24 protein-coding genes, 2 tRNA genes and 1 other RNA gene are annotated in these 24,917 nt (G+C 42.4%); 23 read left to right on the top strand and 4 right to left on the bottom strand.

Annotated elements, in window-relative coordinates; genetic code table 11:
- Positions 1–11 precede the first annotated feature (11 nt).
- The 3 genes from KUG63_RS05850 to KUG63_RS05860 all read left to right on the top strand — a co-directional run bounded on the left by KUG63_RS05850 (position 12) and on the right by KUG63_RS05860 (position 2,665).
- Positions 12–86 (top strand) — tRNA-Gly (locus KUG63_RS05850).
- A gap of 48 nt (positions 87–134) precedes the next feature.
- Positions 135–208, top strand: a tRNA-Cys gene (locus KUG63_RS05855).
- 225 nt (positions 209–433) lie between these two features.
- Positions 434–2,665 (top strand): NADP-dependent isocitrate dehydrogenase, encoded by a 2,232-nt coding sequence (locus KUG63_RS05860; RefSeq protein ID WP_020162468.1) that lies wholly within the window; start codon positions 434–436, stop codon positions 2,663–2,665.
- An 89-nt stretch (positions 2,666–2,754) separates the two neighbouring features.
- Here KUG63_RS05860 and KUG63_RS05865 read toward each other — a convergent pair whose 3' ends face one another.
- Entirely contained in the window at positions 2,755–3,219 is a 465-nt protein-coding gene (locus tag KUG63_RS05865; protein ID WP_277641955.1) for a GGDEF domain-containing protein, read from the bottom strand.
- A gap of 179 nt (positions 3,220–3,398) precedes the next feature.
- Between KUG63_RS05865 and KUG63_RS05870 the strand changes: the two genes are divergently transcribed.
- From KUG63_RS05870 to KUG63_RS05900, 7 genes are all read left to right on the top strand, one after another.
- A complete protein-coding gene (locus tag KUG63_RS05870) occupies positions 3,399–4,679 on the top strand; it encodes a GerAB/ArcD/ProY family transporter (protein ID WP_287554401.1) in 1,281 nt (426 codons plus the stop codon).
- Positions 4,680–4,688: 9 nt separating this feature from the next.
- A complete protein-coding gene (locus KUG63_RS05875; protein ID WP_015006372.1) occupies positions 4,689–5,228 on the top strand; it encodes a response regulator transcription factor in 540 nt (179 codons plus the stop codon).
- 256 nt (positions 5,229–5,484) lie between these two features.
- An RNA gene (gene ffs, locus KUG63_RS05880) (signal recognition particle sRNA small type) lies at positions 5,485–5,581 on the top strand.
- Positions 5,582–5,674: 93 nt separating this feature from the next.
- Complete coding sequence (gene dnaX, locus KUG63_RS05885) at positions 5,675–7,414, top strand: DNA polymerase III subunit gamma/tau (protein WP_287554403.1); 1,740 nt, start codon at positions 5,675–5,677, stop codon at positions 7,412–7,414.
- 24 nt (positions 7,415–7,438) lie between these two features.
- On the top strand, positions 7,439–7,765 hold the full coding sequence (locus KUG63_RS05890) for a YbaB/EbfC family nucleoid-associated protein (RefSeq protein ID WP_015006370.1): 327 nt from the start codon (positions 7,439–7,441) through the stop codon (positions 7,763–7,765).
- Positions 7,766–8,362, top strand: coding sequence for a recombination mediator RecR (recR, locus tag KUG63_RS05895; protein ID WP_015006369.1), 597 nt, complete (start codon positions 7,766–7,768; stop codon positions 8,360–8,362).
- 11 nt (positions 8,363–8,373) lie between these two features.
- The gene (locus KUG63_RS05900; RefSeq protein ID WP_015006368.1) at positions 8,374–8,718 is read left to right on the top strand and encodes a histidine triad nucleotide-binding protein; all 345 of its coding nucleotides are present in this window, start codon (positions 8,374–8,376) and stop codon (positions 8,716–8,718) included.
- Here the strand turns inward: KUG63_RS05900 and rsgA are convergent.
- Positions 8,715–9,644: a ribosome small subunit-dependent GTPase A gene (rsgA, locus tag KUG63_RS05905; RefSeq protein WP_015006367.1), complete on the bottom strand. Its 930-nt coding sequence runs from the start codon at positions 9,642–9,644 to the stop codon at positions 8,715–8,717. The two genes, KUG63_RS05900 and rsgA, sit on opposite strands and share 4 nt — an antisense overlap.
- A gap of 130 nt (positions 9,645–9,774) precedes the next feature.
- The gene (locus tag KUG63_RS05910) at positions 9,775–11,028 is read right to left on the bottom strand and encodes a M48 family metallopeptidase (protein ID WP_020932237.1); all 1,254 of its coding nucleotides are present in this window, start codon (positions 11,026–11,028) and stop codon (positions 9,775–9,777) included.
- 56 nt (positions 11,029–11,084) lie between these two features.
- Between KUG63_RS05910 and orn the strand changes: the two genes are divergently transcribed.
- On the top strand, positions 11,085–11,633 hold the full coding sequence (orn, locus tag KUG63_RS05915; RefSeq protein WP_016390003.1) for an oligoribonuclease: 549 nt from the start codon (positions 11,085–11,087) through the stop codon (positions 11,631–11,633).
- 10 nt (positions 11,634–11,643) lie between these two features.
- Here orn and queG read toward each other — a convergent pair whose 3' ends face one another.
- The gene (gene queG / locus KUG63_RS05920; RefSeq protein ID WP_020932238.1) at positions 11,644–12,726 is read right to left on the bottom strand and encodes a tRNA epoxyqueuosine(34) reductase QueG; all 1,083 of its coding nucleotides are present in this window, start codon (positions 12,724–12,726) and stop codon (positions 11,644–11,646) included.
- A 60-nt stretch (positions 12,727–12,786) separates the two neighbouring features.
- On the opposite strand from queG, the gene KUG63_RS05925 reads away from it, so the two are divergent.
- From KUG63_RS05925 to KUG63_RS05980, 12 genes are all read left to right on the top strand, one after another.
- Entirely contained in the window at positions 12,787–13,629 is an 843-nt protein-coding gene (locus KUG63_RS05925; RefSeq protein WP_020932239.1) for an NAD(P)H-hydrate dehydratase, read from the top strand.
- A complete protein-coding gene (tsaE, locus tag KUG63_RS05930; RefSeq protein WP_020932240.1) occupies positions 13,619–14,035 on the top strand; it encodes a tRNA (adenosine(37)-N6)-threonylcarbamoyltransferase complex ATPase subunit type 1 TsaE in 417 nt (138 codons plus the stop codon). Before KUG63_RS05925 ends, tsaE begins: the two co-directional genes overlap by 11 nt.
- A 12-nt stretch (positions 14,036–14,047) precedes the next feature.
- Entirely contained in the window at positions 14,048–15,391 is a 1,344-nt protein-coding gene (locus KUG63_RS05935; protein WP_223253224.1) for an N-acetylmuramoyl-L-alanine amidase, read from the top strand.
- A gap of 65 nt (positions 15,392–15,456) precedes the next feature.
- Positions 15,457–17,241, top strand: a complete 1,785-nt coding sequence (gene mutL, locus KUG63_RS05940; RefSeq protein WP_020932242.1) for a DNA mismatch repair endonuclease MutL — start codon at positions 15,457–15,459, stop codon at positions 17,239–17,241.
- Positions 17,242–17,245: 4 nt separating this feature from the next.
- Positions 17,246–18,184: a tRNA (adenosine(37)-N6)-dimethylallyltransferase MiaA gene (gene miaA, locus KUG63_RS05945; protein ID WP_020932243.1), complete on the top strand. Its 939-nt coding sequence runs from the start codon at positions 17,246–17,248 to the stop codon at positions 18,182–18,184.
- Positions 18,185–18,345: 161 nt separating this feature from the next.
- Positions 18,346–18,579, top strand: a complete 234-nt coding sequence (gene hfq / locus KUG63_RS05950; RefSeq protein WP_015006358.1) for an RNA chaperone Hfq — start codon at positions 18,346–18,348, stop codon at positions 18,577–18,579.
- A gap of 44 nt (positions 18,580–18,623) precedes the next feature.
- The gene (hflX, locus tag KUG63_RS05955; protein ID WP_020932244.1) at positions 18,624–19,883 is read left to right on the top strand and encodes a ribosome rescue GTPase HflX; all 1,260 of its coding nucleotides are present in this window, start codon (positions 18,624–18,626) and stop codon (positions 19,881–19,883) included.
- A 103-nt stretch (positions 19,884–19,986) separates the two neighbouring features.
- Positions 19,987–21,192, top strand: coding sequence for an FtsH protease activity modulator HflK (gene hflK, locus KUG63_RS05960; RefSeq protein ID WP_015006356.1), 1,206 nt, complete (start codon positions 19,987–19,989; stop codon positions 21,190–21,192).
- Positions 21,192–22,049: a protease modulator HflC gene (gene hflC, locus KUG63_RS05965; RefSeq protein WP_015006355.1), complete on the top strand. Its 858-nt coding sequence runs from the start codon at positions 21,192–21,194 to the stop codon at positions 22,047–22,049. Before hflK ends, hflC begins: the two co-directional genes overlap by 1 nt.
- Before the next feature lie 36 nt (positions 22,050–22,085).
- Positions 22,086–22,274, top strand: a complete 189-nt coding sequence (locus tag KUG63_RS05970; RefSeq protein WP_015006354.1) for a DUF2065 domain-containing protein — start codon at positions 22,086–22,088, stop codon at positions 22,272–22,274.
- A 13-nt stretch (positions 22,275–22,287) separates the two neighbouring features.
- Positions 22,288–23,460, top strand: a complete 1,173-nt coding sequence (locus KUG63_RS05975; RefSeq protein ID WP_041932897.1) for an ATP phosphoribosyltransferase regulatory subunit — start codon at positions 22,288–22,290, stop codon at positions 23,458–23,460.
- Between the two features lie 45 nt (positions 23,461–23,505).
- Complete coding sequence (locus KUG63_RS05980) at positions 23,506–24,798, top strand: adenylosuccinate synthase (protein WP_015006352.1); 1,293 nt, start codon at positions 23,506–23,508, stop codon at positions 24,796–24,798.
- Positions 24,799–24,917: the final 119 nt, after the last annotated feature.

Raw genomic sequence — 24,917 nt, forward strand, 5'->3', positions numbered from 1 at the left:
ACGGCCTCAAAGCGGGAATAGCTCAGTGGTAGAGCACAACCTTGCCAAGGTTGGGGTCGCGAGTTCGAATCTCGTTTCCCGCTCCAAATTTTAAGCCGTGATACCACCACGGTTTTATCAATAAAGTCCTCTCTGGCTGAGTGGCAGAGTGGTTATGCAGCGGCCTGCAAAGCCGTGTACAGCGGTTCGATTCCGCTCTCAGCCTCCATGTCGGAATTAAAACACAACGGTGTCTCTAAAAGGTTACTCGTATTTCAATTACAATACGAAAGCTAAGCGGTTTTTGATGATGATGTTTTGCATTAAGTTCAAACTAGCTGGAATACACTCAGCTAGTCATTGCTGAATTTTCGTGCTCTAAACAGTTAGAAGGGCTTTAAAATGTCGTATAATCAGGCATCTTTAAATTACCCTATCAATGCACGGAGAGAGAATGACTGTCAAAAAGTCCAAAATTATTTATACGTTAACGGATGAAGCGCCTTTATTAGCGACTGCTTCATTTCTTCCTATTGTTGAAGCGTTCGCAGGAGCAGCTGGCATTGACGTTGAGGTGAGTGATATCTCGTTAGCGTCTAGAGTGCTTGCTACGTTTGCTGATCAGCTACCTGATGATCAAAAGGTCCCCGATGCATTGTCTGAATTAGGACGTTTAACGCAAAATCCCGAGACGAACATTATCAAATTACCGAATATCAGTGCATCGGTTCCTCAGTTAAAAGCAATTATTAATGAGTTGCAGGGAAAGGGTTTTGATATTCCAAATTATCCAGAAGATCCTCAAACTGATGAGGAAAAAGCTCTTCAACAAAAGTACGGTAAAGTGTTAGGAAGTGCGGTTAACCCGGTACTACGCGAGGGTAACTCTGATCGTCGCGCACCTAAGGCAGTTAAAGAATATGCCAAGAAAAACCCACACTCTATGGGTAAGTGGAGTCAGGCGTCTAGAACACACGTTTCTCATATGCGCTCAGGTGACTTTTATTCTAGTGAGAAAAGCTTAACGCTGGACAAAGCATGCAAGGTGAACATTGAATTTGTTGCTAAGAATGGTGAGGTCACCGTATTAAAGAAGGGTTTAGCGCTACAAGAAGGTGAAATCATAGACAGTATGTTTATGAGCAAGAAGCAATTGTGTGCGTATCTAGAAGATGAAATGAACGACGCGAAAGAAACCGGTGTGATGTTTTCATTTCATGTAAAAGCGACCATGATGAAAGTGTCTCATCCTATTGTTTTTGGACACGCGGTAAAAGTGTATTACAAAGACTTGTTTGAAAAACATGGCAAGCTGTTTGATGAATTAGGTGTTAACCCTAATGATGGTTTGAGCAGTGTTTATGAACATATTGAGAAGCTACCTGCATCGATTAAAGAAGAAATTCTTAGTGATATGCATGCCTGTTACGAAAAGCGCCCAGAGCTTGCTATGGTGGATTCCGCTAAAGGGATTTCTAACCTACATACGCCTAATGAGGTGATTGTTGATGCATCAATGCCTGCAATGATTCGCGCAGGCGGCAAAATGTGGGGCCCTGACGGTAAAATGAAAGACACGAAAGCAGTGATGCCGGAGAGTACTTTCGCTCGAATTTATCAAGAAATAATCAACTTTTGTAAAACGCATGGTGAGTTTGACCCAACCACAATGGGAACAGTCCCCAATGTTGGCCTAATGGCTCAAAAAGCTGAAGAATATGGTTCCCATGATAAAACCTTTGAGATGAAGGCGGATGGCAGCACCCGTATTGTTGATGAAGAAGGTAATGTCTTACTTGAAATGGATGTTGAAGAAGGTGATATATGGAGAATGTGCCAAGTTAAAGATGCACCTATTCAAGACTGGGTGAAATTGGCTGTGAAGCGCGCACGTTTATCAAATACGCCGGCTGTTTTTTGGTTAGATAAGTACCGTCCGCACGAAAATGAATTGATTAAAAAAGTTGAAAAATACCTTAAAGATCATGATCTAACCGGCGTAGATATTAAAATTAAGTCGCAAACAAGAGCGATGCGTTACACACTTGAGCGTATTTTACGTGGTAAAGATACAATTTCTGTGACGGGTAATATTTTGCGTGATTACTTAACCGATCTATTTCCGATTCTTGAGTTAGGGACCAGTGCAAAGATGTTGTCTATCGTGCCGCTTATGGCAGGCGGTGGTTTATTTGAAACGGGTGCAGGTGGTTCAGCGCCTAAGCATGTTAAACAATTGATAGAAGAAAATCATTTACGTTGGGATTCGCTAGGTGAGTTTTTAGCTCTGTGCGCTTCACTTGAGCATACAGCGATATCAGATGGCAATGCGAAGGCAGCTGTGTTGGCAAAAACATTAGATGAAGCAACGGCTAAATTACTCGATACTGGCAAATCGCCGTCACGTAAAACAGGGGAGCTTGATAACCGTGGTAGTCACTTTTACCTTGCGTTGTATTGGGCGCAGGCACTTGCTGAACAGACAGAAGATGAAGCCTTACAAGCTCATTTTCAGCCATTAGCAGCATCACTAACTGAGAATGAAGAGAAAATTGTTGGTACATTAACTACAGAGCAGTGGCATGCAGTAGACATTGGTGGTTATTACAAGCCAGATGTTGATAAAGTGCGTGAGGTTATGAGACCTTCAAAGATATTTAATGAGGCGCTTGCTTCATTGAAATAACAACTTAAGTAGTTAATATTGAGTTGAACCTGGCGCCTAATTCAATAGGTGCCAGGTTTTTTTGTATCTGGGGTATGTTGCTTTCTAAGCTATAACGTTTGAGTGTTTTTTCTAGCAACCTCAATCAGCTCTGCATAAGATTTTCCTTGCTTAGGATACTCGGCAAGGCCCACTTTAGTGTTTAGTTTGATAGAAGAGCCGTCCATTAACGTGATCGGTTGTGCGAGTTCTATTTTGAGCTTTTCAATTAAGATCGGCGTATGTTTTTCACTGGTTTCAATAGTTAGGTTAGCGAAGTTCATTTCACCTAAATGGGCGTAAATATCTGAATCACGGGCTTTAGAGAGTAATCGCTTTGCAATGGCTTTAAGGGCGAGGTCATTTTGTTGGCCATTGATCTCGCTAACACTCGCATCAAAAGTAATAAAAAGCATAAGGGCGTTAGCATGAGTACGGGTACAAAATTCTAGTAGTTGTTCTGTTTGCTCTGAAAAAGTCGCTGCATCGGGCAAGCCAGTAATAGGGCAACGACTTTCTTGTTGATTATGGGTCATAAGTTAAGTTCCAAATATAAATACATTAATAATAATGACAGGTTATTGAGAATTTACTAGATGAGACATATAAAAATTACAAAAATAATGAGTGATTAACTGAGTCAAATTGACGCAAGGATTCTTCGTCAATAGATTTAGCTGTTAAAGTAAGAAGCGCTTATTTTTTAAATATTTTAATGATTACTTTGTCGGCCAATACAACAACCTCAGCACCTGGTGAGAACCTAAAGCGTTTATTATCGTTACGAGCACTGAATATAAGCGGGCAATTGATTGCTATTTTAACAACGATTTACTATTTAGAAATGGCATTGCCAGTTAAACCGTTAGCGGCGATATTAGTAGGTCAAGTTATTTGGAGTGTATCGACTCTTTTTTTATTAAAGGATTCATCAAGAATTACAGATGAGGCATTTTTCTACCAATTGATTAGTGATGTGGTTGCGCTAACCGGTATTTTGTATTTCACAGGCGGTGCGACAAACCCCTTTGCTTGGTTTTTATTAGTCCCCCACAGTATTGCGGCAACACTGTTATCACAACGTTATGTTTGGCTAATGGCATTATTGACATCACTATCGTATAGCTTAATTGTGTTTTATTATCAGCCACTTGTTCACATTAATAACCCCGTGGAAGTGGAAGCAGGTGGGCATTTTAAAGACCATGTGATCGGTATGTGGATAGGGTTTTTATTGTCTATATTCTTACTGGCTTATTTTGTAGCAGGGATGGCACAATCATTACGTAAGAGAAACGAGCTGTTATCGACTATGAAGGAACGCATGTTTCGAGATGAGCGTTTAATTGCGCTGGGGACCTTAGCGACAGGCGCTGCTCATGAGCTTGGAACGCCATTAGGGACAATGGACGTGTTGGCACATGAGCTTGAGCTTGATTTTCAGGCAGCGGGAGATAAGGCTGCGAGCTCTAAGTTATCGATTCTTCAAGGACAAATCAAACGTTGTAAAAAGGTTCTGTCGACGATTACTGAAAGAGCAACGTCTGAAAAATATGACTCAGGGCAATTATTAGCGATTGATGAATACTTGGCTAATGTTGTTGCCCAATGGCGAATATCTAATTTAAATGTGCCTTTAATTGAAAAGGTTAAAGGAGTTGGGCACGCCCCAAAGTTGATAACCGATCTTGCATTAACGCGTGCATTAATCAATGTGTTAGACAATGCAGCAAGAGTCTCCCCAGAGTATGTGAAACTTGTATTGAGCTGGACTGATAGCAATATACATATTCGTATTGAAGATAGAGGCTGCGGAATAGATGAAGCGCAATTACTTAAATTAGGCAAACATATGATGAGTTCTAAAGACAAAGGGTTAGGTCTTGGTGTTTATATTACGCAGGCAACTCTAGAACGATTAGGAGGGAGTATTAAATGGGAAAATCACCAGCCAAAGGGTGTTTGTGTGAGTATTTGTATTCCCGTAATAGCATAGGCAAAGAGCATGGAAGACACTCATAAACGAATGCTGATTATTGATGATGACGAAGTTTACTGTTCAGTATTATGTGATGCCTTTACGCGTCGTGGTTTTGAGGTGGCATCGGCACAGACAAAAGAGCAAGCTATTCATAAGGCAGAGGTGTTTAAACCACATATGGCAGTAGTGGATTTGCGGTTAGAGCACGGTTCTGGTTTGCAACTGATTCGACGCTTGAAAGATAAAGACGCGGCCATAAGCATAGTGATGTTAACGGGCTATGCAAGTATTGCGACAGCAGTAGAAGCGGTTAAATTGGGTGCTATTCAGTATATTACTAAACCGGCAAATGCGGATGAGATTCTAGCGGCCTTTGCGCAAGAAAAGGCAGACTCTGATGTCGCACCATCTGATAAACCGCTTTCTGTTAAACGCGTTGAGTGGGAGCATATGCAGAAAATTTTATTGGACTGTGATGGGAATATTTCGGAAGCAGCAAGGCGACTTAATATGCATCGGCGAACCTTGCAGCGTAAATTAGCAAAGCGGCCAGTTAGGCATTAGCGTGCTGTAGCTTAAATTTTGTAATAAGAGGGAGTTTGGTGAGTTCTTCATGCGCAATAATGCAGAATTGGGCCAAGGTATACTTCTACTCTCCGGTAAATTAGCATTTAAAGGAAGTTCTTACTAAGCATATTTAGCATAACGAGGCTTCCTGGTTTAAAAATAATGAATAAACTTTATTCTCCCTTCTTGATTGATCGCACACAATGATGGACAATCCCCACCCTGATTGAAAGCAACGAACAATGGTGACTCATGTTGGTCCCCTCGCAATGTGAAGTCGTGAACTCCGCCAGGCCCGGAAGGGAGCAACGGTAGCGATGGAGTCATGTGCCGGGGTGCGGCTGGCATGGGTTACCACCCATTTTTTAGAGGCTTCTTTAGTTTTAGCTTAAAGGGCTAAAAATTCGCACAATCCCATTGCCTTTGTTACCCTATAAAAACTTATGAGTTATAAAGTCTTTGCAAGAAAATGGCGCCCGTTAAATTTTGCTCAAGTGGTTGGGCAAGAGCATATCGTGCGTGCCTTGGTCAATGGCTTAGAAAATGACCGCTTGCATCATGCCTATCTCTTCACAGGAACACGCGGAGTAGGGAAAACAACAATTGCCCGCGTATTAGCTAAAGCATTAAATTGCCCTAATCTTACTAATGCAGAGCCTTGTGGCGAGTGTGAAACTTGCCTAGAAGTCGATCAAGGTTGTTACCCCGATTTAATTGAAGTTGATGCGGCGTCTAGAACCGGTGTCGATGACACGCGAGACCTGTTAGAAAACGTTCAATATATGCCGAGTCGCGGTAAATATAAAGTTTACCTGATCGATGAAGTGCATATGTTTTCCAAAAGTAGTTTTAACGCGCTGCTTAAAACATTAGAAGAGCCGCCTGCTCATGTTAAGTTTCTTTTAGCAACGACAGATCCACAAAAAATGCCAGTGACCGTTTTATCTCGTTGCTTGCAGTTTAACCTGAAGCGCTTATCGCCAGATCAAATTGAAGGTCAATTTAAGCTAATTCTTGAAAGCGAAGGCATTGCATATCAACAACAAGCAACTGAGTTATTGGCACGTGCAGCTGACGGAAGTATGCGTGATGGTCTTAGTTTATTAGATCAGGCGATTGTTCACGGCAACGGTGAGCTGAATGAAGCTGATGTAATTGATATGCTGGGTAGCGTTGCACGCGAACCGGTACTAGATTTACTAAAGGCATTATTAACTCAGCAAGGATCAGAAGTGCTAGCTAGCATTCAAACACTGGATGAATTTGCCCCAGACTATGCAGAAGTGTTGCAGTCGTTATTGATTCACCTGCATCAAATAGCAGTCTGTCAAATAGTTGGAACTGACGCAGAAGATAAAGCATTGGCCATGTTGGCTCAGCAGTTAAGCAAAGAAGATGTGCAGCTGTATTATCAAATAGCACTGATGGGCCAAAAAGACTTGCCGTTGGCACCTACGCCAAAAGTTGGGTTTGAAATGGTGTTATTGAGGATGCTAGCCTTTGCACCGGTTGATGTTGCTAATGGGAGTGATAAACCCATCGCACAAGCTAGCCTTAAGCCAAAGCCACCAGTGGCGGCTCAAAAATTAACTGAAGTAGCAGCGGTGCCAAAAAAGGTCACAGTAGAGGACAGCAAAGAGACGGGCAAAGCTAAAAAAGCCCCTAAACTGATTATTCCTGAAAAAAAAACACCTAAAAATATAGCGCCAGTAACAAAGCGTCCGGTAGAACCGGTTTCTGTCGCTAAAAAAGCAGCCCCCACGGCTCTTATACAACCTGTTGAAACAGTAAAACCAGCTGCTAATGTAGATCTGCCTTGGCATGAGTTGGTGCCAACATTAGGCTTGGATCCCATGACACTTCAGTTAGCGAATAATGCAACATTGGTGAAACTGGACGAGCACGTCTGTGAGTTGATGTTAATGGGCGGGCATGTTTCTCTAAATAAAAAATCAGAGCTAAACTTAGAACAGGCATTGTCTGATTATTATGGGCGCAAGTTACAGCTTCAGCTCATCGAAGGGGCTAAAGACATTGTGACACCGAATAGTATTGCTAATGATAAAGTGGCTGAAAGGCAACGTCAGGCAGAGCAAGAAGTAAGAAACAACCCCGCAGTAAAGAAAATAATGGAGTTGTTTGACGCTACTATTATAGAGGGCTCAATTAAGCCAATAGATTAACCACGGTATAGTACGGAGAAAGAAATGAAGAACCAATTAGGCGACTTAATGCAACAAGCGCAAAAAATGCAAGAAAAGATGCAAGAGGCGCAACAAAAGCTGGCAGAACTTGAAGTAACGGGCGAGTCCGGAGCAGGTCTTGTTAAGGTCGTACTGACAGGAAAACACGAAGCCAAAAGGTTATCGATAGACCCAAGTTTGATTGCAGATAATGACCAAGAAATGCTCGAAGATCTAATTGTCTCAGCGATTAATGATGCGGTGCGTAAAGTTGAAAGTGAAAATAAAGAGAGTATGGCGGGGATGACCGCAGGCATTCCACTACCTCCAGGCTTCAAATTACCTTTTTAAATGCAATCTGAACCCATTCTTCAAGACCTTATTCAGGCCTTGCGCTGTTTACCGGGTGTCGGTCAAAAGTCGGCCCAACGAATGGCGTTTCATCTACTAGAACGTGACCGTCAGGGCGCCTTTAAATTGGCGCAAAGCCTTGCAGAAGCGGTGGATAAAATTGGACACTGTTCGGTTTGTCAAACGTTGTCGTCTGCTGATATTTGCGGATTATGTTCAGATGATCGCCGTGATCAACAGTTATTATGTATTGTGGAAACACCTGCTGATGTGATGGCGATAGACGGTGCAACCTCTTTTAAAGGGGTGTATTTTGTGTTGAACGGCCGCTTGTCTCCGCTCGATGGCTTGGGGCCAGCGGACATCGGTTTGGATAAATTGGTTGATAGACTGAAAATGGGCGTCATTAAAGAAATTATTTTGGCGACTAATCCAACGGTTGAAGGTGAAGCAACAGCGCATTATATTAGTGAGATGGCAAAAAAATACTCCGTTAGGGCTACGCGTATAGCGCACGGTGTGCCTTTTGGCGGCGAGTTGGAATATATTGATAGTGGTACGTTGTCTCACGCGTTTAGTGGACGTAGTGAAGTTTAAAGGAGCAATAAATGACGGATTGTTTATTCTGCAAGATGGTGAACGGTGAAATAACACCAGACGTTGTGTATGAAACCGAGTCTGTTTTAGCGTTTAGAGATATCAATCCGCGAGCACCAACGCATATATTGGTTATTCCTAAAAAGCATATCCCGACATTGGCAGATATGGGCGAGGAAGACACCTTGTTAATGGGTGAAATTATGCAGGCGGCTAAAAAAGTGGCTGAGATGGAGGGGTTGTCGGAGTCAGGTTATCGAACCGTGTTTAACTGTAAACAAGATGCTGGCCAAGAGGTCTACCATATTCACCTGCATGTGCTAGGTGGAAGAGCAATGCAGTGGCCTCCAGGCTAGTAAGCAAGTTTATCGCGTAATTTCAAATATCGTAAATAGCGTTTTTTTGAAACATCACCTGTTTCAACGGCGTCTTTAACGGCACATTTGGGCTCTTTTAGGTGCAGACAGTTTGAGTACTTACAATGCTCTGCTAAGTGCTTGATTTCTCGATAGCCATAAGCCAAATTTTGTTCGGTAATGTGCGCTAAACCAAAAATATTAACACCCGGGCTATCAATAATGTCACCACCCTCAGGTAGTTTGTACAAAGTGGATGAGGTGGTTGTGTGTTTGCCCAAGCCTGATGCCGTGGAAAGAGCTTTTGTTTGAAGGTCTAGGTCAGGTAGTAATGAATTGGTGATGGTTGATTTGCCCACGCCAGACTGTCCAACTAAGATACTGGTTTCATTTTTCAGCCGTTTTCTTAGTTTGTCTAGCCCGCTTTTTTCTACAGCGCTAACCTCGATAACTTCATAGCTAAGGTTTCGATAAAGTAGGATCAGCTCATCAGTGCTTTTCCTTGAGCCCTCATCAAGCAGGTCAACTTTATTCAATACAATAAGTGGTTTTATTTCTTGGAACTCACAAACAATCAAGTATTGATCGAGTAGCAGCGGATCTATTGTAGGTTTAACGGCAATAATAATAACAATTTGGTCAAGATTAGCAGCGACAGGCCGTGTTTGGCCATTTTTTGCAGGTCTAGACAGTAGCGAACGACGTTCTAATACATTTTCAACGCGCCCCGCATCATCCTCAGTTTTTATCCATTCTACATAGTCGCCAACAGCAGGTTGTTGTAGCTGTGTGCGTTTTTTACAGCGAGCCGTTCGACCTTGCTCGTCCTCTACAATTAACGCCTTTCCTAAGTGAGCAATAATGCGACCTTTAAGAAGCTTTTGTTGCTCCTTTTTAGTGTGTTGCGCGCGTTTGTTAGTCTTCACAGAATACGGGTTTTAGGTGAATGATAAGCTGTTTGCGAAACAATTCGTTGAATGCTTGTTAGCATTTTTACAAAGTAAGGCTTAACAGGCAAAAACAGCGTGCAGCGGGCGTTTACGTTCATAGGCAGCGTTAATAAGCTTTATGGGCTAACTCTTTTAAGTGATTAATTCTCACGCCAGCAGGCGGGTGGCTATGGTGGAAGCTTGAATAAAGTGGATCTGGCGTTAGTGTGCTGGCATTTTCTCGATAGAGCTTCACAAGGGCCTGAATTAGGTGCTCTGGGTTAGCCATTGTGCTTGCAAAGGCATCTGCTTCAAACTCAAACTTACGCTGAAGATGACTGCTAAGTGGTTGTAAAAAAGTAGTGAAAACCGGCATCACTAAGATGAAAAGTAGTAGCGCGACAGCGTTGTTATTTTGCAAGACACCCAAACCTTCAAAGAACCAATTTTGTTGTTTTAACACGCCCAAGATAGCAAACCCTATCAGGGTAATGAGCGTTGATGTGAGCATCTGCTTGAGAATATGTTTGCATTTAAAATGACCGAGCTCATGAGCAAGTACGGCCTCTATTTCATCGGGGCTTAGGGCGTCAATTAAGGTATCAAAAAAAACGATACGCTTATTGTTTCCAATGCCTGTAAAGTAAGCGTTACCGTGCCCTGAACGTTTTGACCCGTCCATGATGTAAATGCCTTTGCTATTAAAACCGCACCGTTCAAAAAGTTGTGTGATTTTTGATTTTAATTCGCCTTCTTCAAGCGGGGTGAACTTATTAAACAAGGGGGCGATAACTGTAGGAACTAACCAAGTCATAAAAAATGTAAAACTGATGGTTAGTATCCAAGCATACAGCCACCAATATGTACCCATTTTATCCATAACCCATAACAGCGCGTACAGCAGCGGAATGCCGATCACAAACATTAAGCTCAGTTGTAAAAACTGATCTTTGATAAACTGCGTTACCGTTGTACGATTGAAACCAAAGTACTGTTCGACCTTGAAGGTTTGATAGACGCTCAAAGGTAGACCAATAAGATGGGAGAGAACAAAAACAAAAAGAACTAAGCTCACCCCAGCCCAAATATCGCTATAGAGGTAAGTCTGGCTTGTTTCAAGAATGACATTAATCAAGCCGCCTAAGGTTAGAATGATTAAAATGCCAGCACTTAGCAGGGTTTGTAAGTTGTCTATTTTTGTTTTAGCAATGGTGTAATCAGCCGCTTTTTGGTGGGCGGTTAAATCAATTTTGTCACTGAAATCATTGGGTACGCCATTCCGGTGGTGCATGATGTGCATTATTTGGCGTTTATTCAACCACAGTGTTAGTAGTGTTGAGGCGACTAAGAAAAATAAAAAAATATAGCTAAACTCATTCATAATTTTACTAGCATGCTGGGTGTTATTAATATTTGTAATTTATATAAGGTAATAAAATGTCTCAAGATAAACAGAATTTAATATGGATAGACCTTGAAATGACGGGTTTAGAACCTGCCAGCGATTCTATCATTGAAATAGCAACGATTGTCACCGATAAGGAACTGAATGTGCTTGCACAAGGGCCGGTGTTAGCAGTACGTCAAACAAAACAAACGATGGATGCAATGGATGATTGGAATCAGCAGCACCATGGCCAGTCTGGCTTGATTGAGCGCGTTTTAAAAAGTTCATTATCAGAACGCGATGCTGAACAGCAAACCATTGATTTTTTGGAGAAATGGGTCCCACAAGGTGCTTCACCTATGTGTGGAAACAGTATTTGCCAAGACCGGCGTTTTATGGCGAACTATATGCCAACGCTAGAGGCATTTTTTCATTACAGAAATTTGGACGTGAGCACGTTAAAAGAATTGGCAGGCCGTTGGGCACCAGAAATAATGAAGGGCTTTAAGAAAAAAGCGACGCACCAGGCTTTAGACGATGTTATCGAGTCAATAGAAGAATTAAAGTACTACAGAGAGCATTTTATAAAAATTGGCTAAGTGACTTTGCTTAGCAATTACTTAAAGGCTTTTTCTGTTTTTGTTGTGTGATGGCCCACTGCACATGTTCTTGAATAATTGGGTTGTCGTCATGTTGTTTTTCGCTCAAGGTTTTAATGATTTCCTTATCGTGGGGCGCGTTACCTAGGGCAACGGCAATATTCCTAATCCAGCTGACATAACCAATTCTACGAATAGCAGAGCCCTCGGTGTTTTTAAAAAAAGTGTGTTCATCCCAGCGAAAGATGTCAATGAGAGACGTGGTATCTAAATGTTGGCGCGCTAGGAAGTCTTCTTCGTTCGTCAAACTGGCGAATCGATTCCATGGGCAAACTTGTTGGCAGTCATCACAACCATATATTCGATTACCCATTGGAGCGCGAAATTCTTCTGGGATCGAGCCTTTCAGTTCGATAGTCAGGTATGATATGCAGCGTCTAGCGTCAACGGTGTAAGGGGCGACGATAGCCTGTGTTGGGCAAATATCAATGCAGTCGGTACAACGGCCACAATGTTTTTCGGCGGCTGTATCAATGGGCAGTGGCAGGTCGATGTAGAGTTCGCCTAAAAAAAACCAAGAGCCGGCCTCTTTATTTAATACATTGCTGTGTTTTCCAATCCAACCTAAGCCGGCTTTTTCAGCAATTGCTTTTTCCATAACTGGTGCGCTATCAACAAACACACGGTAGCCAAAAGGGCCTATTTTTTGTTCAATGAGGGTTGCCAGTTTTTGAAGTCTTTTTCTGATGAGTTTGTGATAGTCTCGTCCTAACGAATAACGTGAAATATAGGCGCGAACGGGGTCTTTCATTAAGTCTTTAGTGCGCTCCATGTGCTCTGGTAAATAATCCATGCGGCATGAAATAACACGTATCGTGCCTTCATGTAACTTACTGGGACGTGTACGTTTTGTACCGTGTTTGTGCATATAATCCATGTCGCCATGGAAGCCCGCCTCAAGCCAATGATTTAGCTGTTTTTCAGCGTCAGATAATTCGGTGTCAGTAATGCCGACCTGTTGAAAGCCAAGGGACTGGCCAAGTGATTTTATTTCCTTGGCTAATTGTTGTAAGTCGATGTTGTTTTCGTTCATCTGCGGTAGGATACCTTAAAATGATCATTGAATTTATATCTCAATTTCGAATGTCCTCATATGCCCGAAAAAGTACAAAATAAAATATCGGTATTGGCACATGCTGAGCTGATGACCTTATTGCCGCCTCGTGAACAGGAATCACATAAAGGTGATTTTGGCCATGTTTTGCTAGTGGGTGGTCATCGTGGGTTTTGTGGTGCGATACGGTTGGCTGGAGAAGCAGCGCTAAGAGTTGGCAGTGGTTTAGTTAGTATTGCGACAAAAAAAGAACATGCGGCAAGCCTTACTTTGTCACGACCTGAATTAATGTGCCATGGGGTCGCTGATCAAAGAGAATTAAGGCGAATAGCGACGGCCTGTGATGTTATTGGTATCGGTCCAGGGCTTGGTCAAACACGGTGGTCAAGCAGTCTCTATGAAGCGGCCCTAGAAACGGGGCTAGCAGCAGTGGTTGATGCGGATGGGCTGAATTTATTGTCTAGGTCACCTCGGAAGAATAAAAATTGGGTATTAACGCCGCATGTCGGTGAGGCTGCGCGCCTACTGCGCTGTTCAGCTGCGGATATTCAACTAGATCGGCAAGCAGCTGTTAAAGAGCTCCAGAATGAATATGGAGGGGTGGTTGTTTTAAAAGGTTCTGGTAGTTTAGTTTATGGCGGCGGTGATGATATTTATATGTGTAAAGCTGGTAACCCAGGCATGGCGTCAGGCGGTATGGGTGATGTCTTAACAGGGGTTATTTCAGGTTTAATGGCTCAAGGCTTAACGATTTTAGACGCCGCAAAAATGGCTGTGATGGTTCATGCGATGGCAGCCGATCGTGCGGCTCAGAAGGGTCAGAGAGGCCTGTTGGCAAGTGATTTGATGCAACCAATTCGTGAGTTAGTGAATGATTATTAAAGATGAGCAGGGCATGTTAGCAGCGGGAAAGCAGCTGGCATTGAAGTTGAAAGCGGGAATGATTGTTTTTTTAGAGGGTGATTTAGGTGCAGGAAAAACAACCTTAGTTCGAGGTATTTTACAAGGCCTGGGGCACCAAGGAGCCGTTAAAAGCCCGACGTATAATTTAGTTGAACCCTACATCATCAACGATCAACCAGTCTTTCATTTTGATTGGTATCGAGTAAAGGATGCTGAAGAGCTCGAGTACATGGGGATACGTGATTATTTTAATAACGAATCAATTTGTTTTGTTGAATGGCCAGTTAATGGCGGAGACTTATTAACAGAACCAGATTTACTGATTAAAATAAATATTTACGGAACTGAGAGAGAACTGTTAATATCTAACTATAAAGACTCATAAAAACAGTTGGTTATGAAACTATTCTCGAATAATTTTAAACTGATAGAGCATGTGTCAATGCGGATGTTGGTTGTCTTTGCCTTATCAATAAGTACTACGGCAATCGCCGCTGCAAGTAAAAAAGTGGACTCACTGCGTTATTGGACTGCACCGGATCATACGCGTTTAGTGTTTGGTTTGTCGTCACCAGTTGTGCATAAAGTGTTTTCACTCGATAACCCCCCTCGGTTGGTGGTTGATTTAAATAACGCAAAGTTTGACGCGGTAGTGCCAGCATTTACGACCAATCACAAAGTCGTAAACCAAATACGCCAAGCGTCTCGTAATAAAAATGATTTGCGTGTTGTCATTGATTTGAAAACAGCGGTTAAGGCAAAAAGTTTTGTTTTAAAACCGAATGATAATTATGGCCATCGTTTAGTGGTTGATTTATACCCTAAACAAAATGCAGAGGCTAAGCAGCATGCAGTCTTCAAAAAGTCAGTGAGTTCTGCTCAGCATAACAAGTGGGTTGTTGCTATTGACGCGGGTCATGGTGGAGAAGACCCGGGCGCACAAGGCCATAGAGGAACGCGTGAAAAAGAAGTGGTGTTAGCGATTGCTAAAAAATTAGCGACGCTGGTGAACCAACAGCCCAATATGCAAGCTTATTTAGTTCGTTCAGGGGATTATTACATCGGTTTGCGTGAGCGAATGGAAAAGGCTCGTAAGGCTAAAGCCGATTTGTTTGTATCTATTCATGCCGATGCGTTTAAAGACCAACGTGCGAGAGGTTCGTCCGTGTATGTGTTGTCTACCCGTGGTGCTAGTAGTGAAGCGGCGAGGTGGTTAGCTAAAAGTGAAAACGCAGCCGATTTAGTGGGTGGTGTTAGCTTGGATGATAAAGACGGCATGTTGGCCTCTGTACTGCTGGATTTATCGCAAAACCATACTGAAGATGCCAGTGCAAAAGTGGCAAGTGAGGTGCTGAAAAACTTAAAAGGCGTTGGCCATGTACATAAAAAACAAGTCCAGCGAGCGGGCTTTATGGTATTGAAGTCGCCAGATATACCGTCGATTTTAGTTGAAACGGCCTTCATCTCAAATAAAGATGAAGAAGCTAAGCTACGAAGCCCAAGGCATCAAATGAAAATGGCGAATGCCATTATGAAAGGCGTTAAGACATATTTTGCTCATCAACGCTTACCGTCAGAACCAACGATTCGTATGGCTGCGGCAACTTATAAAATTCAAAGAGGTGATACTTTGTCGGGCATTGCGCAACGCCATCGGGTTTCTCTTAGTTCCTTGAAAAAAGCCAATGACATGCGCAGCAGTAAAATTAAAGTTGGCCAAGTTATTCAAATACCCAGTTAGTTTTTTTTCGATACAATGTGTCTACCTTCATATAGACGCAAAACAACAAACGTATCGAATGCCTTATGCTCATTAAGCAACTACCTCCACAGCTGATTAACCAAATTGCGGCAGGTGAGGTTATCGAACGCCCCGCCTCTGCAGTGAAAGAATTAGTAGAAAACTCACTGGATGCCGGTGCTACTCAAATCTTGATAGAAATTGAAGAAGGTGGGTCGCGGTTAATACGTGTTACCGATAATGGCTTAGGTATTGCTAAAGTGGATCTAGAGCTCGCTTTATCGCGTCACGCAACCAGTAAAATTGGTTCCTTGCATGATTTAGAGTCAGTGCTTAGCTTTGGTTTTCGCGGCGAAGCCTTACCGAGTATGAGTTCGGTGTCACGATTAACGTTAACCTCACGACAAGAAAGTGATAATGCAGGCTGGTCTGTTAAGGCAGACGGTACAGAAAAGGAGCTAGACCCTGTGCCCACCGCACACCCTATTGGCACATGCGTAGAACTGCGTGATCTTTTTTACAATACGCCTGCACGCCGAAAATTCCTTAAAACAGAAAAGACAGAATTTGGCCATATTGAAACAGTGCTTAAGCGAATGGCGTTAAGTCGCTTTGATACAGGGTTTAGCCTTAGGCATAATCAGCGTCAAATTATGGATTTAAAACCGGCCTTATCTAATACTGAAAAGAGCGAACGAGTGGGCTTATTGTGTGGTGATGGTTTTGTCCATGAATCGCTAGAAGTGGATGTCGTCAATGGAGACTTAGGTCTGCAAGGTTGGGTTGGTTTACCAACTTATTCAAGGTCGCAGGCAGATATGCAGTTTTTTTATGTCAATGGCCGTTTGATCAGAGACAAATTGATTAATCACGCGGTTCGCTTAGCCTATCAGGATGTTTTATTTCATGGGCGTCACCCGGTTTATGTCTTGTATTTGAGTATTGATCCTAGGTTAGTTGATGTCAATGCGCACCCAGCTAAATTAGAAGTGCGTTTTCGCGAAAGTAAAGCGGTTCATGACTTTGTTTATCGGCGAATAAAACAATTATTGACGGATGTTCGGCCCTCAGACCATCATGCGGTTAAAACACTAACGCCGACTACGCCAAATACTGTGCCCAGTTACAGCGATATGCAGCAGCGTCAAATGCCAATGTCAGTTTCTGAATCGCCTGTTCATTACGCTAAAGGAACATCATACACCGCTCCAAAAATGTCAATGGCGGCTCCAGCAGTTGATAATCGTGTTCAGCAAGCAGAGGGTGCGCCTCCGCTAGGGTATGCCATTGCACACTTGCACAATACTTATATTCTTGCAGAGTCGGAACAAGGCTTGGTATTGGTAGATACGCATGCGGCCCATGAGCGGATTGTGTACGAAAAGATGAAAAAACAATATGACGCGGGTGAGATACCATCGCAACCGTTGTTGATTCCACAGAAGATACATTTATCGGATGAAGAGGTGGTGGCTTTTGAGCAATACCAAGACATGCTTGAAGGCTTAGCGTTAGACTTAAGTTTGTCAGGCCCAAATACGCTTTTGGTTCGAGCTATACCTGTTTTGCTGGCACAAGATGATGCTGAGGTGTTGGTTAGGAAACTAATTCAAGATTTGGCACAAACAGGGGAAACAAAAAGTATTCAAGAGGGGTGTTATACCGTTTTGGGTAATATGGCCTGCCATGGTTCCATTAGAGCCAATCGACGCCTAACAGAAATGGAAATGAATGCCTTGTTGAGAGACATTGAGCAGACCGAGAATAGCGGTCAATGCAATCATGGGCGACCAACATGGGTGCTACTTAATGTTCAACAATTAGACTCATTGTTTTTAAGAGGTCAATAAACGTATGTCAATTTTACCTCGTGTGGTCATGTTGATGGGGCCAACTGCCTCTGGTAAAACAGCCTTGGGGGTTGAAATAGCAAAGGCCTTAGATGGTGAAGTGATCAGTGTTGATTCGGCGTTAGTTTACCGAGGGATGGATATTGGCACAGCAAAGCCAGATTTAACTGAAAGGCAAGGTGTTAAGCATCATTTAATTGATATTTTAGACCCTTCTGAAAGTTTTTCGGCAGGGCAATTTCGAGAGCAGGCACTCGGGCTGATTAATGAGGTAGCGAGTAGAGGGAAAATGCCGATTTTAGTTGGTGGTACGATGCTGTACTTTCATGTTTTATTAAATGGTATGGCTAAATTGCCCGATGCTAATGCAGCGATTCGTCAAGAGATTGATCAGCAAGCAGCGAGTGAAGGTTGGGAGGCGGTTCATGATCATTTAAAAAAAGTTGACCCGGAGGCGGCTAAGCGAATTCACCCGAATGACACGCAAAGAATACAACGTGCGCTTGAAGTGTTTTTGGTGTCGGGTAAAAGTCAAAGCGATTGGTTGTTAGAACAGGCAAAACAACCTCTACCGTTTGAAGTATTTAAATTTGCTATCATGCCAAGCAATCGTATAGAGCTACATGACAAGATCGCCTTAAGAATGGATAAGATGATTGAAAACGGGTTTCTTGATGAGGTTCGTTGCTTGTTTGAACGAGGTGATTTAACGGCATCATTGCCGGCTATTAGAGCAGTTGGGTATCGACAGGCATGGTCACACTTATTGGGCGAATATGACGAAGTGACTTTTCGTGAAAAAGCGATTATAGCCACACGACAATTGGCAAAAAGGCAGTTTACCTGGTTGCGACAACAGACTAAAACAACCCTTTTGGACATAGCCGCTCCAAGGGTGTTAGAGCAGGTGTTGAGCGAGGTTAACAAAAAAACAATGCGGTAGGCTTGAAATATTGTGATGACATCATCATCTATAAGCAATAGACAATATTAATAAACAAAATTGAGATGTTTTGAGGTACAATTTGTTGCACTGCAAAATAGAATGGATTCGATCGTTTTGGAGTCATTAAGTTAATATTCAAAATAATAAGGAGAAACAAGATGTCTAAGGGGCATAACTTACAGGATACTTTTCTAAATACATTAAGAAAGGAACATATTCCTGTGGCGATTTTTTTAGTTAATGGGATTAAATTGCAAGGGCAAATTGAGTCATTTGATCAATACGTCGTCATTTTAAAAAATGCGATTAATCAAATGGTTTATAAGCATGCTATTTCCACAGTTGTGCCTGCTAGAGCGGTTACGATGCCTCGTGCTGGTGAGGAGGCTTAGTTTATTTATTCGGTTGATTTAATGATTAGCGCTGGGCCTAATTAATGGAGTTGTTTGATCGCCCCGGTACGGGTGAAAGGGCGCTTATTGTTCATTTATCGATTAATGAAAGTTTTTCAGAAGATGATCTAAGCGAGTTTGAGCAATTGGTTATATCGGCCAATGTTGAGCCGCTGGCAACGTTGACTGGCTCACGACGTTCGCCAGACGCTAGATTTTTTGTGGGGAAGGGTAAGTTAGACGAGGTGAAGCATCAGTTGCATGAAACTTGCGCTGATATTGTGTTGTTTAACCATACCCTAAGTCCAAGTCAGCAACGCAATTTAGAAAAAGAATTAGAAGTTCGGGTATTAGATCGGACGAACTTAATTCTAGATATTTTTGCCCAACGAGCACAATCTTTTGAAGGTAAGCTGCAAGTCGAGCTGGCGCAATTACAGCACTTATCGACGCGTTTAATTAGAGGCTGGACTCACCTAGAAAGACAAAAGGGTGGGATAGGCTTGCGTGGGCCGGGCGAAACACAGTTAGAAACAGACCGCCGACTAATAGGCCAACGTATCCGTCAAATTAAAACACGGTTAACAAAAGTTAATAAGCAGCGCGATCAAGGGCGGCGAAGTCGGCAACGCGCTGATGTGCCCACGGTGTCTTTAGTGGGGTATACAAATGCCGGAAAATCAACGCTTTTTAATGCACTGACAAACTCTGCTATTTATGCAGCGGATCAGCTTTTCGCCACATTAGATCCAACATTACGTCAAGTGAAATTGCCTGATTACGGTGAGCTTGTATTGGCTGATACGGTTGGTTTTATTCAAAACTTACCGCATGAATTAGTTGCAGCTTTTCGTTCTACCCTGCAAGAAACGATTGAGGCTGACCTGCTATTACATGTAGTTGATGCAAGTAGTCCTAATAGGCAAGAACAAATCCACGAAGTAAATTCTGTCCTGAAAGAAATTGAAGCAGACAACATCCCACAGGTGATGGTTTACAATAAAATTGATTGCTTACCAGCCGTCGATGCGCATGTAGATAAAGACGAAACAGACAGTGTCAACGCGGTCTGGTTATCAGCAATGGACGGTGATGGAATAAACTTATTGTTAGAGACACTATCGACGCTTTGTCATGATGAAAACACACGAATGAGTGTCGTTTTAAAGCCCGAGCAGGCTAAACTACGAGCGAAGTTATTCCAAGTTGCACAAATTCTTAAAGAAGAAAACCGGGATGATGGTTGCTGGGTTATAGAGCTCAATATATCCAATAAATATAAACATTTGCTGACGACCATCTAGCAGGGCATCATTGAATTAGTGGTTTAAATTCTTGCTTAGCATGGCGTAGCACCCTAAAATTGTGTGCTGAAATAAATAAATTTTTAAAGTTGAGGTTTTAACTATGTCTTGGGATGACTCAGGTAACGATAAAAAGAAGGAAGACCCATGGAGTGGGCGTAAAAAAGAACAACAAACTCCTCCAGATCTAGACGAGTTAGTACGCTCCTTACAAGAAAAATTTGGTGGCTTGTTTGGTGGGGGCGGTTCAAAAGGAACGTCTAATAAGAAACCTTCAAATGGCCCATCAGGCGCTAACCTTGGTGTGTTGGTTGGAATTGCCGCTTTAATTTGGCTTGCCACAGGGATATATATCGTTGATGAAGGTAACAGAGGCGTTATATTACGTTTCGGTAAATATCATGAAACAACATTGCCCGGGCCCCACTGGCGATTCCCTCGCCCAGTCGATAGCGCGATTATTGTTAATGTCGATCAGCAAAGATTTATTGAAATTGGTTACCGTTCTGGTGCTAACCAGCAAGCAGCCAGCGGTGTCCGAAAAGAAGCATTAATGCTGACAGAAGATGAAAATATCATTGATGTTCGCTTAGCAGTGCAATATAGAGTTAAAAATCCACAAGATTATATTTTTAACGTTAGAGCGCCTGAGGTTACGCTAAAACAGTCTGCTGAAAGTGCCTTACGATCTGTTATCGGCAAAAATAAAATGGACTTTGTTTTAACTGAAGGTAGAAGTGAGGTTGTCGCAAAAGTTGAGACAAAGCTGCAAACCATGCTAGATGAATATGAAACCGGTCTGATCATTTTGTCTGTGAATCTTGTCGAAGCACAACCACCTGAAGAAGTCCAAGGTGCGTTTTCCGATGCTATTCGGGCTCGAGAAGATGAGCAGCGGTTTATCAACGAAGCGCAAGCCTACTCTAATGAAGTCATACCTAAAGCACGTGGTGCGGCATCAAGAATTGTGCAAGAAGCACAAGCCTATGAGCAACGTGTAAAATCAGAGGCGAAAGGTGATGCTTCACGTTTTGATCAACTGCTTGTTCAGTACGAAGCAGCTCCAGAAGTGACTCGTAAACGACTTTATTTAGAAACAATGGAAGATGTGTTGGGTAATTCTAAAAAAGTCATCATGGATGTTAAAGGTGGCAATAACTTAATGTATTTGCCTATTGATAAATTGATGGAATCAACCGCTGCTAAAGCATCGGCTGCCCCGAATCGCTTTATTACACCGCCAGAAAAAACCACGCCTGATAACACAGGGCGAGATACAAGTTACAGAGATAGAGGGAGGGGAAGATAATGAAAATGAATCCAATGATGTTGGTTGTTTTAGCAGCGGTTCTTTTTATTGGCTCTGGAAGTATTTTTACGGTCGATCAACGAGAGCGGGTAATCGTTTTTCGCTTGGGTGAAATTGTTCGAACAGACCTAGAGCCAGGGTTACACTTCAAATTTCCATTTATTAATAACGTTCGAAAATATGATGGTCGTCTTCAAACGCTTGATTCTAAGGCAGAGCGTTTTTTAACCTCTGAAAAGAAAAATGTGATTGTTGATACTTTCGTGAAATGGAGAATCGCCAATGTGGATAATTTCTATCGAGCTGTTGGTGGCGACCCTAGGCAAGTTGATACACGATTAAATCAATTTGTAAAAGAAGGCATGCGAGCAGCGTTTAGTAAGCAAACAATTAAAGAGTTAATTTCGGTAGGTAGAGATACAATCCGTTTAGGGCTTGTTAAAGAAATTAATGAGTTAGCAAATGGTCTAGGCATCGATATTATTGATGTTCAAATTAAACGAATTGATTTGCCAGAGGAAGTTAGCGCGTCTGTATACAAAAGAATGGAGTCAGAGCGTGAGCGTGTGGCACGTGACTTTAGATCAAGAGGTAAAGAGGCAGCTGAGAGAATTAAAGCGGATGCTGATAAACAAGGTGAAATTATCTTAGCGACAGCCTATAGGGAGTCGCAAGAATTACGTGGTAGGGGTGATGCCGAAGCGGCTGAAACTTATGCCGGTGCATATAATAAGAACAAAGAGTTCTTCGCTTTTTACCGTAGTTTAGATGCCTATCGTAAAAGTATGGGGGCAGGAGATGACCTTATTGTGCTTGAACCGACATCTGATTTCTTTAAATATTTTAAGAAACAGTAAGTTTATATAAGCAGTAATTGCTAATGGGGTTTTGTAATGGCGTGGCAAGAACTATTTGCGGCAATGGCATTGGTGTTGGTTTTAGAAGGGATTGTTCCATTTATAAGCCCCGATGCACTACGCAAAACCTATCAGCGGTTAATAGAAATGGATGATAAAACGATTCGCATGTCAGGGCTTTTAAGCATGATTGCGGGTGTTATTTTATTAACGCTGGTGCGATAAGGTTAACAAGTTAATGGCTAAGAAAAATAATTGGATGTTACCAGAAGGTATTGATGCCTTACTCCCGAATGAGGCGGCTCGTTTGGAAACCATGCGGCGCAAATTGTTAGATTTGTTTCGATCTTGGGGGTATCAGTATGTTATTCCACCGATGGTTGAATTTCGCGATACCTTGCTAACAGGAACGGGCAGTGAATTAGCGCTTCAGACGTTTAATTTAACTGACCAGATCAGTGGTAAAGCTTTAGGGGTTAGAGCCGATATGACGCCGCAAGTGGCTCGTATGGCCTCACATCACCTTTATAAAGAGGCACCTACTAGGCTTTGTTACCTCGGCTCAATACTACAGGCGCGAGGTGCTAAGATTGAAAAATCACGTAGCCCAATTCAAGTAGGGGTAGAGCTTTACGGCAGCCAGCACATTGAAAGTGATGTGGAAATTATACGGTTGATGCTCGAAACCTTAGCAATAGCTGGCTTACAAGAAGTTCACTTAGATTTAGGTCACGTGGCCATTTTTAGAGAGCTTGCCAAAAACGCCGGCTTAACGGTTGAGCAAGAAGCTGAGTTATTTGAAGTATTGCAACGAAAAGCGACGGAAGAGCTAGAAGAATTGCTATCAACCTTCCAGTTAGATAAAGCTTGGTATGAGGCTTTTTATCAGTTGTTAAACCTAAATGGTGATATATCTGTTCTTAATGATGCAAAAACTAATTTAGCAATTGGCGGCGCTGATGTTTTACAAGCGATAGACGAGCTTCAACGGACCGCTGAATTACTGCAGAATATTTACCCCGCGTTACCTTTATACTTTGATTTAGGTGAGCTTCGTTGTTATCAATACCAAACAGGTATTGTGTTTGCTGCGTTTGTGCCGGGCTTTGGCTCAGAAGTGGCGCGTGGTGGCCGATACGATAACTTAACAGAACAAATGGACGATTTGCTACCAGCCACTGGGTTTAGTGCGGATGTCAAAGTGTTATCACGCTTAAGTCAGTTAAGCGAAGAACAAACTGACAATGTTATTTTAGCGCCCGATGTAATGGATGCTGATTTGCATGATGTTATTCGTCAATTGCGAGCATCGGGCCGAATTGTTATACAAGCGCTACCCGGTGATACGCAACAACCCGATCATACGTTGACCATCAAACAGATAAACGGTCAATGGCAAGTGAGTGAATAACGCACTTGTATCAATTCATAATCATAGTTTAGATAGAGACATAAAATGGGAAAAAATGTTGTCGTAATTGGCACCCAGTGGGGTGACGAGGGCAAAGGTAAATTGGTTGATTTATTAACTGATGATGTTGCTGCAGTTGTGCGCTTTCAAGGGGGGCATAATGCTGGCCATACCTTAGTGATTGGAAATGAAAAAACAGTATTGCATCTGATTCCATCAGGTATCTTAAGAGAAAATGTTCAGTGTTTAATTGGTAACGGTGTTGTGTTATCGCCCGAAGCTTTATTGACTGAAATGGATATTTTAGAAAAAGCCGGTGTTAAGTTGGATGGACGCTTGAAGATTAGTGAAGCCTGTCCATTAATATTACCTGTGCATATAGGTTTAGATCTAGCGCGCGAAAGAGCACGAGGTAATAAAGCAATTGGCACCACAGGACGTGGAATTGGGCCTGCTTATGAAGATAAGGTTGCAAGACGAGGTTTGCGTGCCGGCGATTTATTAACACCAAAGATTTTTGCGGAAAAGCTGCAAGAACTATTGAAGTACCATAATTTTGTGTTGGAGCATTATTTCAATGCCGAAACGTATGATTTTCAAACAATGTATGACCAAGTAATGGAGCAGGCACAGATCATTAAGCCAATGCTTATTGATGTGGCCGATCAACTGCATAAATACAGTCGCGACAGTCAAAATATTTTATTTGAAGGCGCACAAGGCGCATTATTAGATATTGACCATGGCACCTACCCCTATGTTACTTCGTCTAACACTACTGCTGGTAGTTCGGCCAGTGGCAGCGGAATGGGGCCTTGTGATATGGATTATATTTTAGGCATCACTAAAGCTTATACAACGCGTGTTGGTAGCGGACCGTTTCCGACCGAGTTAAATGATGAAGTGGGGGAGTACTTAGGTAAAAAAGGGCATGAGTTTGGTGCAACAACCGGTCGTGAAAGGCGTTGTGGCTGGTTCGATGCTGTGTCACTTCGACGCTCTGCCCGCTTGAACAGTTTAACTGGTATTTGCTTAACCAAACTGGATGTAATGGATGGACTCAAGGAAGTAAAAATATGCACCGCATATAAGTTAAACGGTGAGATTATTGACGTACCACCCATTGGTGCTGAAAATTATGCACAGTGTGAGCCAATTTTTGAAACAATGCCTGGCTGGCAAGGTCAAACGGAAGGGTGTAAATCGTTAGACGGCTTTCCAAAAGAAGCGCTAGCGTATATTAAACGATTAGAGGAACTCGTAGAGGTGCCTATTGATATTGTTTCCACAGGACCAGAAAGGACAGAGACGATTGTTCTGAATAACCCATTCAGTTAATGCTAAACAATTGATGCCTTAATACATAAAGCCCTTATAACGTATATTTATAAGGGCTTTTTTTTGCACGAAATTAGTGATCTATGGACTATATACATAGCCCAAGCATTAGTTTTACT

The organism is Cycloclasticus sp. (assembly GCF_019090545.1).
GTDB lineage: Bacteria > Pseudomonadota > Gammaproteobacteria > Methylococcales > Cycloclasticaceae > Cycloclasticus > Cycloclasticus pugetii.